This window comes from Pseudomonas sp. VMV1, from assembly GCF_056790235.1.
Window position 1 is genome coordinate 85813 of sequence record NZ_JBXGSE010000007.1, and the last position, 15990, is coordinate 101802.

At 67.9% G+C, this 15990-nt stretch carries 10 protein-coding genes; 7 read left to right on the forward strand and 3 right to left on the reverse strand.

The annotated features are described in order from the left end of the window. Positions 1–8 precede the first annotated feature (8 nt). Positions 9–2861, reverse strand: coding sequence for a DUF748 domain-containing protein (locus ACUCV0_RS19515; protein ID WP_482213427.1), 2853 nt, complete (start codon positions 2859–2861; stop codon positions 9–11). 432 nt (positions 2862–3293) lie between these two features. On the opposite strand from ACUCV0_RS19515, the gene ACUCV0_RS19520 reads away from it, so the two are divergent. From ACUCV0_RS19520 to ACUCV0_RS19535, 4 genes are all read left to right on the forward strand, one after another. Beyond that, positions 3294–4247, forward strand: coding sequence for a bestrophin family protein (locus ACUCV0_RS19520; protein WP_482213428.1), 954 nt, complete (start codon positions 3294–3296; stop codon positions 4245–4247). Between the two features lie 248 nt (positions 4248–4495). Further along, entirely contained in the window at positions 4496–5812 is a 1317-nt protein-coding gene (locus ACUCV0_RS19525) for an MFS transporter (protein WP_482213429.1), read from the forward strand. A 41-nt stretch (positions 5813–5853) separates the two neighbouring features. Beyond that, positions 5854–7122 (forward strand): arsenic transporter, encoded by a 1269-nt coding sequence (locus ACUCV0_RS19530; RefSeq protein ID WP_323148541.1) that lies wholly within the window; start codon positions 5854–5856, stop codon positions 7120–7122. Between the two features lie 86 nt (positions 7123–7208). Beyond that, complete coding sequence (locus ACUCV0_RS19535) at positions 7209–7742, forward strand: cytochrome b (protein WP_482213430.1); 534 nt, start codon at positions 7209–7211, stop codon at positions 7740–7742. 3 nt (positions 7743–7745) lie between these two features. Here the strand turns inward: ACUCV0_RS19535 and ACUCV0_RS19540 are convergent, their stop codons facing one another. After that, a complete protein-coding gene (locus tag ACUCV0_RS19540) occupies positions 7746–8675 on the reverse strand; it encodes a LysR family transcriptional regulator (protein WP_482213509.1) in 930 nt (309 codons plus the stop codon). Positions 8676–8839: 164 nt separating this feature from the next. Between ACUCV0_RS19540 and ACUCV0_RS19545 the strand changes: the two genes are divergently transcribed. The 3 genes from ACUCV0_RS19545 (at position 8840) to ACUCV0_RS19555 (ending at position 15060) form a co-directional block, all read left to right on the forward strand. Then, positions 8840–11071, forward strand: coding sequence for an FUSC family protein (locus ACUCV0_RS19545; RefSeq protein ID WP_482213431.1), 2232 nt, complete (start codon positions 8840–8842; stop codon positions 11069–11071). 101 nt (positions 11072–11172) lie between these two features. Next, entirely contained in the window at positions 11173–13605 is a 2433-nt protein-coding gene (locus ACUCV0_RS19550; RefSeq protein WP_482213432.1) for a glucan 1,4-alpha-glucosidase, read from the forward strand. A gap of 309 nt (positions 13606–13914) precedes the next feature. Continuing rightward, positions 13915–15060 carry an acyltransferase family protein gene (locus tag ACUCV0_RS19555; protein WP_434775054.1) on the forward strand — a complete coding sequence of 382 codons (1146 nt, stop codon included), beginning with the start codon at positions 13915–13917 and terminating at the stop codon, positions 15058–15060. On the opposite strand, the gene ACUCV0_RS19560 is transcribed toward ACUCV0_RS19555, so the two are convergent. Next, positions 14987–15892 (reverse strand): NAD-dependent protein deacetylase, encoded by a 906-nt coding sequence (locus ACUCV0_RS19560; protein ID WP_482213433.1) that lies wholly within the window; start codon positions 15890–15892, stop codon positions 14987–14989. The genes ACUCV0_RS19555 and ACUCV0_RS19560 overlap by 74 nt on opposite strands. Between the last annotated feature and the right edge of the window lie 98 nt (positions 15893–15990).

Genomic DNA, 15990 nt, shown 5'->3' on the forward strand with positions numbered 1-15990 from the left:
CTGACCGGTCAGAGCACCCCGAGCTGCAACTGCGCGGCCGTGGGCGACTCGCCGGATGGGGTTTTAGTGCTGACGTCCAGCAGATAGACCCGCTGGGCATCGAGTTTCGCCGTGTCCACCAGATAGGTCTTGATGGCGCCCGCGCGTTGCTGCGCCAGGCTGCGCAGGAGACCGTCGTTGCCGCTCCAGGCTTCGAGGACCGCCTGGCGCAGGCGCGCCGTGCGGGTGGCATCGTCAAGATTATCCCATTCCTGCGGCGGTTGCGCCTGCAGACGCAGCCGGTACAGGCCTTCCAGCAGCGGAGCACGCATGTCGGCGGGGACCTGCAGCTGGCTCGGATCGGCCGGGACCTTGTCGCCGCGGCGTTGCAGCAGGTTGAAGTACTGGGTCTGGAAGTCCTTTTCCAGCTGGCTGGCGGCCAGGGCGCGACCGTCACTGGCGGCGCTGGCATGCCCCTTCACCTCCACCGTGAGTTGCGGCCGCTGGCGCAGGGCCGTGGCCAGCTTGTCCAGGTCACCACGGGCCTGGGCGGAGAGGGTGGTGCTGCCCGGCGCGAAGTCGATGGCGCTGAGGTCGGCTTCGTGGCTGCCAGCCAGCCCCGCCAGCATGCGGAAGGGGGCCTGGACGGCACGGCTGAGCACGTTGCGCAGGGTCTGCCAGACCACCGGCATGACGCTGAAGTTGGGGTCGTCGAGATTGCCGGCCACCGGCAGGCGCAGGTCGATGCGACCATGGCTGTCCTTGAGCAGGGCCACGGCCAGGCGTACCGGCAGGTCCACGGCGTCCTTGCTGTCCACCCGCTCGCCCAGTTCCAGCTGGTCGAGCACCACGTGGTTCTGCGCCTGCAGCTTGCCGTCGTCGATGCGGTATTGCAGATCCAGGTCAAGACGCCCCTTGCGCACCGCATAGCCGGCGAACTTGCCGGTATAGGGCGACAGGGTGGTGAGTTCGACTTGGCGGAAATAGGCGGTCACGTCCAGCTGCTGCAGCGGATCGAGAGGGTCGAGGCGTCCCTTGATCTCCACCGGCGCGAAGCGATCGACCTTGCCGGCGAGGTGGATGTCGGCCGGTTTCGAGGCGGCGGTGTCCAGGGTGCCGATGCCGCCTTCCAGCGACTGGATGTTAGTGGCGAAACCGGGCTTCAAGCTGTTGTCGGCGAAGTCGGCGCTGCCGTCCTTGATGGTTACCCCGCCGATGCGAATCTGCAGCGGCGGGGAGGTGTTCTTGGTCTCGCGCTTGGGCTGGGGCACCAGCAGGGCGCTGAAGTTGTTGCTCAGGTCCTCGTTGATTACCAGGGTGCCATAGGGCTGTTCCAGGTCGATCTTGTCGATGACCAGCTGCTTGCCAAGGGTGAAGGCGATGCCCTGCAGGTCCAGCAGCTGCCAGCGCATGAAGTCCTGCTGGTGCAGGGTATCGAGCACATGCACCTGGGTGACCTGGGCCGCGCCGCTGACGGTGAGCCCCAGCGGCTCGCCGGGTTTCAGGGCCACCTTGAGCCGACTGGCCAGCTGGCCGCTGCGGATCTCCAGGCGCACATAGGGGCTGAGATAGGGCTGGGCCTGGCGCAGGTTGAGTTCGTCGATGCCGACGTCGAAGTTGCCCTGCAGGGGGCTGAGCGCCAGCTGGCCGCTGGCGGTGATGCGACCGCGATCGCCCAGGGTGGTCTTGAGTGCCAGGTCGAAGGGTTTGTCGCCGGCGGTATCGAAGCCTTTGAGCGCCAGGTCCAGGCCGCTGAAATAGAGGCTGGCCGGGTCCTGGGGAACCCGGTCCACCAGGTGCAGCTGGTTGTCGCTGAGCTGGACGTCGTCGAGCTTCACGCGCCAGGCCGGGCCACTGCTGGGGGCATCGCTGGTGGGGAAGAGCTTCTGCCAGTCGAGCGTACCGTCCTGCTCGCGGTTACCCCAGGCATCCAGGCCGTTGCCGCGCAGGCGGGCGATGCTGACTTCGCGCTTCTGCAGATCCAGACCGATGCCCTCGGCGGCCAGGCGCTTGAAGCTGGCCTTGGGTTCGGCATTCACCGCCTGCACGGCGACGTCGTCCAGCGCCAGGCGGCCCTGGCTGAGCTGCAGTTGCAGGGTCTTGGCCAGGTCCAGGCGGTAGTGGGTGCTGGCTTCCAGGCGCCCCTTGCCCAGCGCCAGGGGCAGCTGGTTGCGCACATAGGGCCACCAGGGCACGAGGCTGACGCCCTTGAGGGTCAGGTCGCCTTCGCTGCGTAGCGGCAGGAGGTCCAGGCTGCCCTTCCAGGTGAGCTGGCCGCCCTGGGCGGTGGTGGCGGTCAGCGCCAGCTGACCCGGGGTGTCGCCGCTGCGGGTGCGGAAATCATGCAGCTGGGCATCCAGGGGCGTGAAGGTGGCTTCTACCGGCTGGGCACCCCGGGCATCGAGAAAATGCAGTCGGCCGCCGACCAGGGCGATGCGCTCGATATGCACCGGGAAGGGCTGGCCCGGCTCCGCATCCGCTGGCGTCGGCGCGGCGGTGGTGGTGGGTTCGCTGCGCCAGAGCTGGGCCAGATTGACCTGGCCGCCCTTGGCGATGCGTAGATCGACCTGGGGCTGGTCGAGGCGTACTTCGGTCAGGTGCAGGGTGCGGCGCCAGATACTGTCCCACTGCAGATCGGCATAGAGGCCCTCGGCTGCCACCGTGGGGTGCTCCGCTGGACCGATCAGCAGCTTTTCGGCGTGCAGCTCCAGGGTGAAGGGATTGAGGCTCAGGGCCTGCAGGCTGGCCGGCTGGGTGAGACGCTCGGCCAGCGTCTGGTTGAGGTAGTGCAGGGCGAGGCGCGGCCCGACCAGGAAACCGAGCAGACTGTAGAGGGCCAAGAGCGCGAGCAGCACGAGGCTCGCTTTCACAATTCTGGGCATGCAGGCATCTAGGACGGCGAAGGTGGCGGGATTATGGCACGCCACTCCTGGTGACGAGGGCGGTGCCCGTCCCAAAAGCGCTGCTGGCTACGTGGGTCCTCAGCCACAGGGGGACGGGAGCGGCTGCAGGATCGATCACATTTTCGCCAACCCGGACGAGCGGCGCGGGCGCACGACCGATCGGTGGTCAGGTGGGCGGGAAGGCTTCTGGTAGAGGCATTAAGGCCTCTGCCGAAGGCTCTAACACGGCACTTTGCCATGATCCGCTGGTCGGTCCGGATTAAGTTTGACTTAAGGACCGCCGACTAGTCTCGCGAACAGGTTGCATTCTCAGGAGGAGGCGCGGCGATGGGTCGAAGGATCCGTGGCAGGACGACAGGAGGGTATCGGCAACCGCGAATCGAGAATCCGCGCCGCCGCCGGGAGTACCAGATGTCCAGTCCGATCCAGCTTTGTTCGATCCAGAAGAAGATCCAGTTCCTGCGTACCAGCTTCAGCTATGTCGGCTGGTCGCTGTTCGGCCTGCTGCTGTGGGACGTGGCGGTCACGGTGGACGCCATGCTGTTCGTCGAGGATCGCTTCGACCTGCCGCTCACGCCCCTGACTCTGCTGTGCTCGGCGCTGGTGGTGCTGATCAGCTTTCGCAACAGCAGCGCCTACGCCCGCTGGTGGGAGGCGCGCACCCTCTGGGGCGCCATGGTCAACAGCTCGCGCAGTTTCGGCCGCCAGGTGCTGACCTTGATCGACGATAACGGCAAGGCGCAGAACAGGGTCAAGGCAGTGTTGCTGCGCCGGCACATGGGCTACCTGCATGCCCTGCGCGCCCAGCTCAAGCGCCAGGACCCGGCCCAAGCCGCGGCCCCCTATCTGGCCCGTCACGAACTGACGCTGGCCGAAGGCAGCCTCAACTTCGCCAACGACATCCTCGCCGGCACCGCCGAGCTGATCGCCAGCGAATACCGCCAGGGCCGCCTGGACAGCATCCGCCTGGCGCGACTGGAAGAGACCCTGGTGGACATGTCCAACTGGCAGGGCGGCATGGAGCGTATCGCCAACACGCCCTTGCCCTATCCCTACGTCTGCTTTCCGCAGCTGTTCAGCTTTCTGTTCTGCATCGCCATGCCGCTGGGGCTGGTGTCGACCCTGGGCTGGTTCACGCCGCTGGTGTCCACCGTGGTCGGCTTCATGCTGCTGGCGCTGGAGCGCATCGGCAGCGATCTGCAGGCGCCCTTCGCCGACAGCCAGCACCAGATCACCATGGACAAGCTGTGCGCCACCATCGAGGCCAACCTGCTGTCGATGCTGCGACCGCGCAGCGAGGAGGGCAGTGCGGTGGCGCTGGCCCAGACCGATGCCGAGCTGCCCCTGGCACGTCAGGTGGCCTGAGGCGCGACCTGCGACGACCGCCACCCAAAAGTGTGAAGACGTGCGGAAACTGCCGTGCCAGAGGGATTTCTTTGCTGTCGGTACGGCACTAGCTCCGCTTCGCTCCGGTCACATTTTGTAATCTCCCCTGGCAGCGGTGGTTGGCTGGGAGCCGTCGAATCATACCGACGGCCTCTGGCGGGCTAGGGCGAGAGGTGCCGTGGGGCGTGTTGTCCTGCGACTCTTCATCTCGCTACGGATGCCCGCTCATGTCCGAAACCCGTGCCCCGGCCACCGCGGGCAGCGCCGAACCCTCACGCCGCGCGCGCCATGCCCTGGATGCCCTCAACTTCACCCTGGCCGACGTCCGCGACGGCCTGGGCCCCTATCTGGCCATCTACCTGATCGCCGTGCGCGGCCCGGGCGAGGGCTGGAACGAGGCCACCGCGGGTCTCATCATGACCCTGGCCGGTATCGCCGGGCTGATCGCCCAGACTCCGGCCGGCGCCCTGATCGACCGTACCCGGCACAAGCGCCTGATGGTCGGCATCGCCGCCCTGGTGGTGACCGTCTCCAGCGTGATGCTGCCCTTCGTCTCCAACTTCTATGTGGTGGCTGCCACCCAGTCCCTGGCCCATGCCGCGGCAGCCCTTTTCGCCCCGGCGCTGGCGGCCATCACCCTGGGTATCGTCGGGCCCAAGGCCTTCACCAGGCACATCGGCCGTAACGAAGGCTTCAACCACGCCGGCAATGCCGTCTCGGCAGCCCTGGCGGGTGGCCTGGCCTATTTCTTCGGTCCCACCGTGGTGTTCTGGCTGATGGCCTTGCTGGCGGCGGCCTCCATCGTCGCCATCGTCCGCGTTCCCCAGGACGAGATCGACGATGACCTGGCCCAGGGCCTGAGCGACGCAGAGGGTGCCCGCGACGCCAAGCCGGTATCGGCCTGGCAGGCGCTGCTGGCCAATCGCAAGCTGCAACTGCTGGCGCTGCTGGCCGCCATCTTCCATCTGGCCAATGCCGCCATGCTGACCTCGGTCGGTCAGCAGCTGACCCACATCGTCGGCAAGGACAGCGCCACCTCGCTGGTCGCCGTCTGTATCGTCGCCGCCCAGTGCGTGATGGTGCCGGTGGCCATCCTGGTAGGGCGCAAGGCCGACGTCTTCGGGCGCAAGCCGATCTTCCTGTTCGCCTTTGCCGTGCTGGCGCTCCGCGGGGTGCTCTATACCTTCTCCGACAGCCCCTACTACCTGGTGGCGGTGCAGTTGCTCGACGGTGTCGGCGCCGGCATCTATGGCGCCCTGATGCCGGTCATCGTCGCCGACCTGACCCGGGGCAGCGGCCGCTTCAACGTCAGCCAGGGGGCCATCGCCACCGCCCAGGGCCTGGGCGCCGCGATCAGCGCCACCATCGCCGGGATCATCATCGTCCGCTTCGGCTATGCGGCGGCCTTCACCACCCTGGCCGCCATCGCGGGCGTGGGCTTTGTGCTCTATCTGCTGCTGATGCCGGAAACCCGGGATCACCGCGGGGCTTCCGATGCCCAATCCGGCTCCATGGGGCCTCCGCAATCGGCCGGACTAGGCTAATGTCTGCCGCTTTCCCGCTCGACAGAAGGCACTAGGCGTTCATGGGGTCACTCGCGCTCTCTCCTCACCTGCTGACCTGGATCATTGCCGGGTTAGCCACCCTTGGGGTGGTCTCCCGGCCCTTCGGCTTGCCGGAGGCGCTGTTCGCCGTCGCCGGCGCGGCGTTACTGGCCGTCTTCGGTCTGTTGCCACTGGATGGCGTCTGGCACGGTATCGCCAAGGGCACTGACGTCTATCTGTTCCTCATCGGCATGATGCTGCTGGCCGAGATCGCCCGGAAGGAAGGGCTGTTCGACTGGGTCGCCGGCCATGCGGTGCGCGCGGCCAAGGGTTCGGCGTTGCGGCTGTTCGCGCTGGTCTATGGCGTCGGCATCCTGGTCACGGTGTTCCTTTCCAACGACGCCTGCGCCGTGGTGCTAACGCCGGCGGTCTACTACGCCACCCGCGCGGCGAAGGTGAAGAATCCGCTGCCCTATCTGTTCTCCTGCGCCTTCATCGCCAACGCGGCGAGCTTCGTGCTGCCGATCTCCAACCCGGCCAACCTGGTGGTGTTCGCCGAACATATGCCGGAGCTGGGCCGCTGGCTGGCGCTGTTCACCCTGCCGTCGATCCTGGCCATCGTGGCGACCTTCCTGACCCTCTGGGCGACCCAGGCCAAGGTCCTGCGCGCCGAGCGCCTGTCCGAGGGGGGCGCTGTGGAAGCCCTGCCCGCCACCGGACGCATCGCCGGCTGTGGTCTGATCCTGACCATCCTGGTCCTGCTCGGCGCCTCGGCACTGGATCTGGAGCTGGGTCTGCCAACCTTTCTCGCCGGCTTCGCCACCTTCCTGGTAGTGGTGGCCTGCAAGCGCGGTGGCGGCCTGGAGCTGCTCAAGCACATCTCCTGGAGCGTGCTGCCACTGGTGGCCGGGCTGTTCGTGCTGGTGGAGGCCCTGGAGACCACCGGGGTATTGCAGGCGCTGGCCAATCAGCTACAGGCGGCCGCCCAGGCGACGCCGGAACGGGCTGCCTGGGGCGCCGGCCTGCTGGTGGCCTTTGGCAGCAACCTGGTCAACAACCTGCCAGCCGGCCTGCTGGCCGGGGCGGCGGTGCAGACCGCCCAGGTCTCGGAGAAGATCGCCGGCGCCGTGCTGATCGGCATCGATCTCGGCCCCAACCTGTCCATCACCGGTTCCCTGGCGACCCTGTTGTGGCTGGCCGCGCTGCGCCGCGAGGGGCTGTCGGTGAGCTTCTGGCAATTCCTCAGGCTGGGCGCCGTGGTGATGATCCCGGCGCTGGTGTTGGCGCTGGCCGCGCTGATCCATCTCTAAGGCGCTGACCGGCGGTCCCCCGGCGTGGCGGCATTGTCGCTGCGCTTAGGGCACTATCGGGATACCTCTGCTGGAGAGAGCCGCCCATGACCGTCGCCCGCTATACCGGATTCGCCCAGGCGCTGCACTGGCTGACTGTCGCGCTGCTGTGCCTGCTGCTACCCTTCGTCTGGGTGGCGGAAAATTTTCCGCCCGGGCCGGTGCGCACCCTCTGGTATCTGCTGCACGAATCCACCGGGATCTCGGTGTTCCTGCTGATCCTGATCCGCCTGACCTGGCGCTGGCGGCATGCGGCGCCGCCGGCCAACCCCCGTGACGGTCGCCTGCTGCAGCTGCTCGCCGGGCTCAATCACGGCCTGCTCTACGCCGTGCTGCTGATGATGCCGGTGACCGGCTACCTGATGGCCGGGCAGGGACAGCCGGTACCGGTGTTCGGACTGTTTTCCCTGCCCGGCTTTCCTCGCCACGAAGCCCTCGGCATCCTCGCCAATCGCATCCATGTGGCTGGCCAGTTCGCTGTCTACGGGTTGGTGATGCTGCACGTGGCGGCGGTGGTCTGGCATGTGGCGATCCGCCGTGACGGCACCCTGGAGCGGATGCTGCCCGAGCAGCGGCCTTAAGCGTCAGGCCCCTTCCACCAGCAGTCGATCGCGCTCCAGCAAGGCGGGCAGGGTCTCGCGCAGGTGGTCCACCAGGGTGCGGATCTTGGCGTCGAGAAAGCGCCGCGACGGATAGAGCGCATGGATGTCCAGGGCATAGAGCCGGTGCCCGGGCAGTATGCGTTGCAGGCGGCCACTGGCCAGGCCGGCGACCGCGGCGTACAGCGGCAGGGCGCCGATACCCAGGCCGCTGGCCACGGCTTCGGCCAGGGCATCGGCGGTGTTGACCTGGAAGGGCGGCCGATCCACCGCCACCTCGGCTATCCCTTCAGGCCCCTCCAGCAGCCAGCGATCCGGCGCCATAGCCCGATTGACCAGGCGCAGGCAGCGATGCCCGGTAAGGTCGGCGGGCGTGGTCGGGTGCCCATGGCGGTCCAGATAGGCAGGCGCCGCGCAGAGCACGCTATGGGTACTGCCCAGATGCGCCGAATGGAAGGCCGAATCCGGCAGACCAGCGGCCAGGATCAGCGACAGGTCGTAGCCTTCCTTGAGGATGTCGGTGAAGGTGTTGGTCAGCTGCAGGTCCAGATCCACCTCGGGATAGCGCTCGGCATAGCCGGCCAGGCTCTGGATCAGATAGTGCTGGCCGAGGCCGGTCATGGTGTGGATGCGCAGCCGGCCACGCGGCACGGCCAGGGCGTGACGGGCCTCGGCATCGGCTTCGTCGAGGTCGGCGAGGATCCGCTGGCAGCGCGCCAGATAACGTTCGCCGGCGTCGGTCAGGCGCAACTGGCGGGTGGTGCGGTGCAGCAGCCGGGTCTGCAGGTGCTGCTCCAGCTGGCTGACCGCCCGGGAGACATAGGCGGTAGTGAGTTCCAGCTGGCGTGCGGCGGCGGTGAAACTGCCGGTCTGGGCCACGCAGGCGAAGGCGCGCAGATTGAAGAGATGATCCATGGACGGGGCAGGGCGGTGGAAAGGGGCATTGTGGGCCATTACCCGCCCGTTGGTTAACGCTCTTTGCCGTCACACCCGACTTAATCGCCGTGGGGCGGGCTTTCTAGAATGGCCGCCGAGGCGCTGCGCCTCCTCCCCTTCGGTCGCTCCCGTCGTTGCCCACCATGCCCTTCGCTTCGCCGCTCTTCGCGCGGCATCCCACTGCTTCCCCTCCTAGACGCTGGCCCAGCCTGAACGCCTGGCGCCGCGCCGGTCGCGAATGGGCCCGTACCGATGGCCAGACTTGGGCCTTCATCGCCAAGGCGCTCTTGGCTGCCACCCTGGCCCTGTGGCTGGCCTATCGCCTGGAACTGCCGCAACCGAGCACCGTGCTGGTCACCGTGTTCATCGTCCTGCAGCCGCAGAGCGGCCAGGTGCTGGCCAAGAGTTTCTACCGGATCCTGGGCAGTCTCGCCGGGCTCACCTTCACCGTCGCTGCCATCGCCCTGTTCGCCCAGGAGCGGGTGCTCTTGCTCAGCGCCCTGGTGTTATGGATCGGCTACTGCACCCGGGGCGCGGCGCGCTATCGCGACTTTCGCAGCTATGGCTTCCTGCTGGCCGGTTACACCGCCTGCCTGGTGGGGCTGCCGGCGGTGGCCCAGCCCCAGGGCGCCTTTCTGCAGGCGGTGTGGCGTCTGTTGGAGATTGCCCTGGGCATCTGCTGCGCCGGGGTGGTGAGCGTGGCGATCCTGCCGCAGACCACCCGTGGCGTCCTGCGCCGGACCCTGGCCCAGCGCCTGCGCGATTTCCTGGCCATGGCCCATGACGGTCTGCTGGGCCAGCTCGACGGCGAACGCTTCGCCGGGCTCAGTGCGCGTTTCGCTGCCGATTCCGTGGGCTTCGAAAGCCTGCGCAGCGCCAGTGTCTTCGAGGAGCCCTATCTGCGCCGACGCAGCGGACGCTTGGCCGCCCTGGGCAATCGCCTCATGCTGCTCAACACCCGCTTCCACGCGCTCTACCAACTGCTCGATCGCCTGAGTGATCGGCCCCCGGCCGTACGCCAGGCGCTTGCGCCCGCCCTGGGGCTGATCGCCGCCGCCCTGGCGCCGGCCCTGGGTCGCCTGCCGGAAGAGCGTGACCTGCGCCGCCTCAGTGAACGCCTGGCCACGGAGCGCGAGACGCTGATGGCCGCGATCCGCAGTGGCCGCCAGCAGCTGATCCGGACCGCGCCCGCCACCCAGGCCGACCGGCTCGACTACGACACCGCCGCCGAACTGCTCTATCGCTTCGCCGAAGATCTGCACCTGCTGCTTGGTGCCCAGCTGGCACTTGAGGCGCCGGCAAGTACGACACCCACACCCCGGGAGACCTTCACGCCCCTGGCCAGTCGCGCGGTGGCCTGGATGGCCGGGCTGCGCAGCGCCCTGGTGGTACTGGGCGTGGGGCTGTTCTGGATCGAGACCGCCTGGCCGAGCGGCGCGGCCTGCACCCTGGCAGTGGCGCTGATCTCGGCGCTGGCCTCCACCTCGGCCGATCCGCGCCGCTATTGCCTGCAACTGGCCGGCGGGACCCTGGTCGGCGCCCTGGCCGGTGGGCTGCTGCAATTCCAGGTCTTGCCCTGGATCGACGGCTTCGCCCTGTTGCTGCTGGTCCTGATGCCAGTGTTCGCCGCTGGCGCCTGGCTGATCACTCGACCGCGGCTGGCGGGCTATGGCACCGGGCTGATGGTCTGGTTCTGTTCGGCGGCCCTGCCGGGCAATCTGCCGCGCTACGACGCCGATGTCTTCTGCAACACCTACCTGGCCTACGGGGTGGCCTGCGCGGTGGCGGTGGTGGCCGTCAGCGTGCTCCTGCCGCCCAGCCAACCGTGGGTCTGGCGCCGGCTGGAAGATGCCCTGCGCGAGCGGCTGATCCACGCCATCGGGGCGCCCCTGGTCGGTCTGAGTGGCCGCTTCGATTCCGGCCTGCGCGATCTGCTCAACCAGGTGCAGGTGCTTACCGTCGGCCAGCCGGAGGTGCAGCGCCGGCTGCTGCGCTGGACCTTCCTGAGTCTGGAGCTGGGCCACGCCATCATCGAGTTGCGCCTGGAGCAGGCCGCGCTGCCACCCTTGCCCTGGTATCGCCAAGAACGTGCCTGGCGCCTGGCCATTCGCGCCCTGGGACGGGCCTTGGTGCGATTGTTCCGCAAGCCCGACGCCGCCAACCTGGCCCGCGCCCTGGCCGCTGTGGACCACGCCATCACCCTGGCGCACCAGGCCCAGCGCCACCTGGAGCCCAATCCGGGCGACTTCGATCGCTCACCGCTGCGCCGTATCGCCAGCTACCTGCATTTCATCCGCACCTCGCTGCTGGCGCCGGATTCGCCCCTGGCCGGGTACCTGCCGCCGGCCCGGCCACCGGCGCGGGACGAAGGCTGAGCAGCGCTTCTGGAAATATTGGCTAGGCTTACGAACGGGGAGGGCCGTCAGGCCCTCTGCCATGCGACTTTCGGCACAACCAGAACAAGGCCCGCCTGCCCATGCCCGTCCGCTTCGTCCGTCCGCTGCTCTGTTCCGCCAGTTTTCTGCTGACCCCCCTGGCGTCTGCCCTGGAAGCCCCAGGTGCCCCCGGCGCCGCACCCTTTTGGTCCTATTCCGGCAAGACCGGCATCGGTACCAGCTACGAGGCCTATCGCGACGGCGCCTACAGCGACCAGGCCAGCACCGGCCGCGTCTCGCGGGTGTGGTTCTCCCTGGCCCAGGGCGTGGTCACCGAGACCATGCAAGGCCTCATCCATGAGGCGCAGCTGCGCGAAATGCAGCTGGTGATCCGCGGGCCCGACTTCACCCACCTGGAGCGCGACGACACCGATAGCTGCATCGAATACCTGGCCACCGATGCCGCCGGCCGGCCCACCTCGCTGGCCTACAAGATCGTCAACCGCGACCGCCAGGGGCGCTACGAGATCGAGAAGCACGTCTTCACCGACCCGAACCAGGATACCCTGGTCATGCGTGTCATTTTTCGCAGCCAGGACCCACGCATCCAGCCCTATCTCTATGTCGATCCGGCGCTGGCCAACAGCGGCAGCCACGACCGCGCCGCGGTGAAGGGTGGGGTGCTCTACGCCAGCGAAGGCGAGCACGCCCTGGTGGTGAAGGCCAGCCAGCCGCTGCAGACGCCTACCGTAGGTTTCGTCGGCAGCTCCGATGGCCTCGACGACCTGCGCCGCAACGGCAAGCTGACCCAGATCTACAGCAGCACCGGCGACCAGGCCGGCAACGTCGCCATGCTGGCCAAGCTGCCGCTCAAGGGCGCCGAGACCACCCTGGACGTGGTGGTGGGCTTCGGCGCCAATCCGCGCCAGGCCGAGGCGGCGGCCGATGCCACCCTGGCCCGCGGTTATCAAAAGGTGCTGGCCCACTACAACGGTGAGGGCGACGCCATCGGCTGGCAGGACTACCTGGCCGGCCTCGACCAGCTGCCGCGCCTGCAGGCCCAGGCCGGCGACGGCGGCAAGCTGCTCAATGCCAGCGCCCTGGTGCTCAAGGCCCAGGAGGACAAGACCCACGCCGGCGCCCTGATCGCTTCGCTGTCCAATCCCTGGGGTGAAACGGTGCCGGCGGGCAAGGGCACCACCGGCTACAAGGCGGTCTGGCCACGGGACTTCTACCAGTGCGCCATGGCCCTGCTGGCGCTGGGTGACCGGCAGACGCCCAAGGTCGCCTTCAGTTACCTCAAGCAGGTGCAGGTGGATGCCAATACCGCGCACAAGCCGGCCGACAGCTCCGCCTTCATCCATCAGCAGAAACGGGGCGACGAGGTACGGGCACCGGGCGCCACCGGCTGGTTCCTGCAGAAGACCCACGTCGACGGCACCATCGAGTGGGTCGGCGTGCAACTCGACCAGACCGCCATGCCCATCATGCTCGGCTATCGCCTCTGGCAGGGTGGCCTGCTCGGCGACGCCGAAATCGACCGCTGGTACCGCGACATGCTCAGGCCCGCGGCGGATTTCCTCGCCCGTGACAGCCAGGTCAACCTGGGCTGGAACACCTGGCAGGTCAAGCCGCCGCAGACCCAGCAGGAACGCTGGGAAGAGCAGTGGGGCTATTCGCCATCCACCACCGCGGCGGTGATCGCCGGTCTCGCCACCGCCAGCGAGCTGGCGCGCCATGCCGGCGACGAGGCCAATGCCAGCCGTTACCGCGAGACCGCCCGGCGCTATTCCGGCCAGGTGGAAAAGACCATGGCCACCACCCAGGGCAGCCTGGGCGCCGGTAACTACTACCTGCGCATCACCCAGAACGACGATCCCAACGACAAGGGCAAGCTGGTGGACAACAACAGTCGTCCGGGCCTGCCGGAGGACCAGGTGCTGGACGCCGGCTTCCTCGAACTGGTGCGCTACGGCGTGCGACCGGCCAGCGATCCCCTGGTACAGAAAAGCCTGGCGGTGCTGGACGACGAAGGCCTGCCGGAGAATCTGCGGGTCAAGTACAGCTTCCAGTATCCCGGCGTCACTGGCACCTTCCCCGGCTGGCGGCGCTACGGCAACGATGGCTATGGCGAGAGCGAAAGCTCCGGCATCAATTTCCCCGCCACCGAGCAGCCGGTGCCCAACTCGGGGCTGCGTGGCCGGGTCTGGCCGATCTTCACCGGCGAGCGCGGCCATTACGAGCTGGCGCGCCTGGCCCTGCAGGGTAAGCCGGACCCGGCGGCGCTGGGCAAGCTGCGTGACACCTACGTCCGCGGCCTGGAGCTGTTCGCCAACGCCGGCCTGATGCTGCCCGAGCAGGTCTGGGATGGTGTGGGCGACAACCGGCGTCATGGCTACCAGATGGGGCAGGGCACCGATTCCGCCACCCCCCTGCCCTGGTCCCACGCCGAATACGTGAAGCTGCTGCGCTCCATGGCGGATGGCCAGGTATGGGATCACTACCCGGTGGTGGCGCGAGCACTGGTGCCCTGAGCAAAGGATCCGACGAACGGCGCGCGACCGTCAGGCCGCGTGCCAGGGCTGCTGATCCGCTGCAACGAAACGGCATTGTCCAGGGAACGCCTGTAACAAGACTTGTCTGATGGGCGTTCTCAGGCTTTCCTGAGGCGGGCGGATCTTTCCGCTCGCACGGTTCCTTTCCTTCTTCCGGTCTTCCTGCCCACGGTCGCGTACCGCGCGGTAGCGTGCCCGGCTGTCGCTGTTCCTGCGTGCCTGTCCCGGCGAGCGCCCGTCCGCTCAGGGGGCAGGCCTCTTCTGGCTCCGCCAACAAAGGTCACGGATATGACTGACGTCGCTCTACCCATCGCCCTCTACCTGGGTACCCTGGTGCTGCTGGCCTTCGCCCTGCGCCGCAGCCCGCTGCTTACCCAGGAGACCCTGGCGCGTTCCTCACCGCTGGATGCCCTGCGCGGCATCCTCGCCACTGCCGTGGTCTGCCTGCATTTCGTGCTGACCTATCACCTCAAGGCCGAGGGCCAGTGGCGCGAACCCGACAGCGACCTGCTCTACAACATGGGCGTGGTACCGGTCTCGCTGTTCTTCATGATCACCGGCTACCTGTTCTTCGGGAAGGTCTACCGGCGCACGCCGAATTGGGGCGAGCTGTTCCGTTCGCGGGTGCTGCGGGTCATGCCGCTGTATCTCTGCGTGGTGGCCGTGGTGGTGCTCTTCACCCTGATCCGCACCCACTTCGTCATCGCCGACGGCCAGCACTTCATGCTCGAACTGCTCAGCTGGGAGTTGTTTTCCGGCTTCAGTCTCAACGGCCTGGAGGAGAGCGGCTGGATGACCGCCGGCGCCCACTGGACGCTGCGCTACGAGGCGCTGTTCTATCTGGCTCTGCCGATCATCGCCGCGCTGTTCAATCGTCGCGGCTTCGGGCTGCCGCTGCTGGTCTCGGTGCTGATGGTGGGCGGCCTGGTCGCCGCCGGCTATCACTATCACGTGCTGGGCGCCCGCTTCGGGCTGCTGTTCCTGCTGGGGTTCCTGCCGGTGTTCGTCAAGGTCCATCGGCCGGCGCTGCTGGCGCGGCTGCGCACGCCCCTGGTGGCGGTGCTAGTGCTGGCGCTGGTCGGCTACGCCATGCTGCAGCCGGACTACAGCCTCAAGCAAATGCTGGCGCTGGCCTTGCCCTTCGCCGCCATGGCCGCCGGCAACGACCTCTTCGGCCTCTTGCGCAGTCGTGGCCTCAAGGTCCTCGGCGAGATTAGCTACAGCCTCTATCTCACCCACGGCCTGCTGCTCTATGGGCTCTTCACCCTGCTCGACCTGGGTTCGGTCGAGACCCTGGGCACGATCGGCTTCATGGCGCTGCTGCCGCCGGTGCTGGTACTCGCCTGCCTGCTGTCGATGCTCAGCTACTGCTGGATCGAACGTCCGCTGATGCACCTGGGACGAGCCCCGCAGCGTCGCGAAGTGCCGGCTTGAGCGAGGTCGATGGCGCGCCGGGATGCTCCAGCAAGAAGGCCAGGGCCTTGGCGCAGGAGTCTTCCACCTTGAGGGTCAGCAACTCGTCCGCCCGGGTCCGGCCATAGCCCAGGGCGGCGATGGGCAGCCCGGCGCGGGCCGCGGCCTGGGCGAAGCGAAAGCCCGAATAGACCATCAGTGACGAGCCCACCACCAGCAGCGCATCGGCGCGGCCCAGGTGGGCGAAGGCGCGCTCCACCCGCGCGCCGGGCACGTGTTCGCCAAAGAACACCACGTCCGGTTTGAGCAGAGCACCGCAGCGCGGGCAATCGGGCACCTGGAAACTCATGAAGTCCACGCCTTCCAGATCGGCATCGCCATCCGGCGCGGTAGCCGCGTCCAGCTGCAGCCAGTCGCCATTGAGTTCGCCCAGCCATTGCTGGAATTCCTGGCGCGGCAGGCGCATCTCGCAACCCAGGCAACGGATCTGGTCGAGGCGGCCGTGCAGGTCGATCACCGCCTCGCTGCCGGCGGCCTGGTGCAGCCGATCGACGTTCTGGGTCAGCAGCATCTCCACCTGGCCACGCCGCTCCAGGGCCGCCAGGGCCTGGTGGGTGGCGTTGGGCCGCGCCTGGCAGAAGCGCGGCCAGCCGATCAGGCTGCGCGCCCAGTAGCGGCGGCGCAGCAGTTCGTCGCCGACGAAGGCCTGCAGGGTGACCGGTTGCGGGCGCTTCCAGGCGCCGTCGCGGTCGCGGTAGTCGGGAATGCCGGAATCGGTGCTGCAACCGGCACCGGTGAGCAGCAAGATCCGCTCGTGCCGGGCGATAAAGGACTGAAGCTCGGGCAGGGACATCGGGCACCTGGAGTTGCGGGCGATATCCCCAGCTTGGAAAGGCTCAGGCCGGGAGGCAAGCCGCAGCTGACGAACGTCCTGTCCGGCATGCGGCGCTC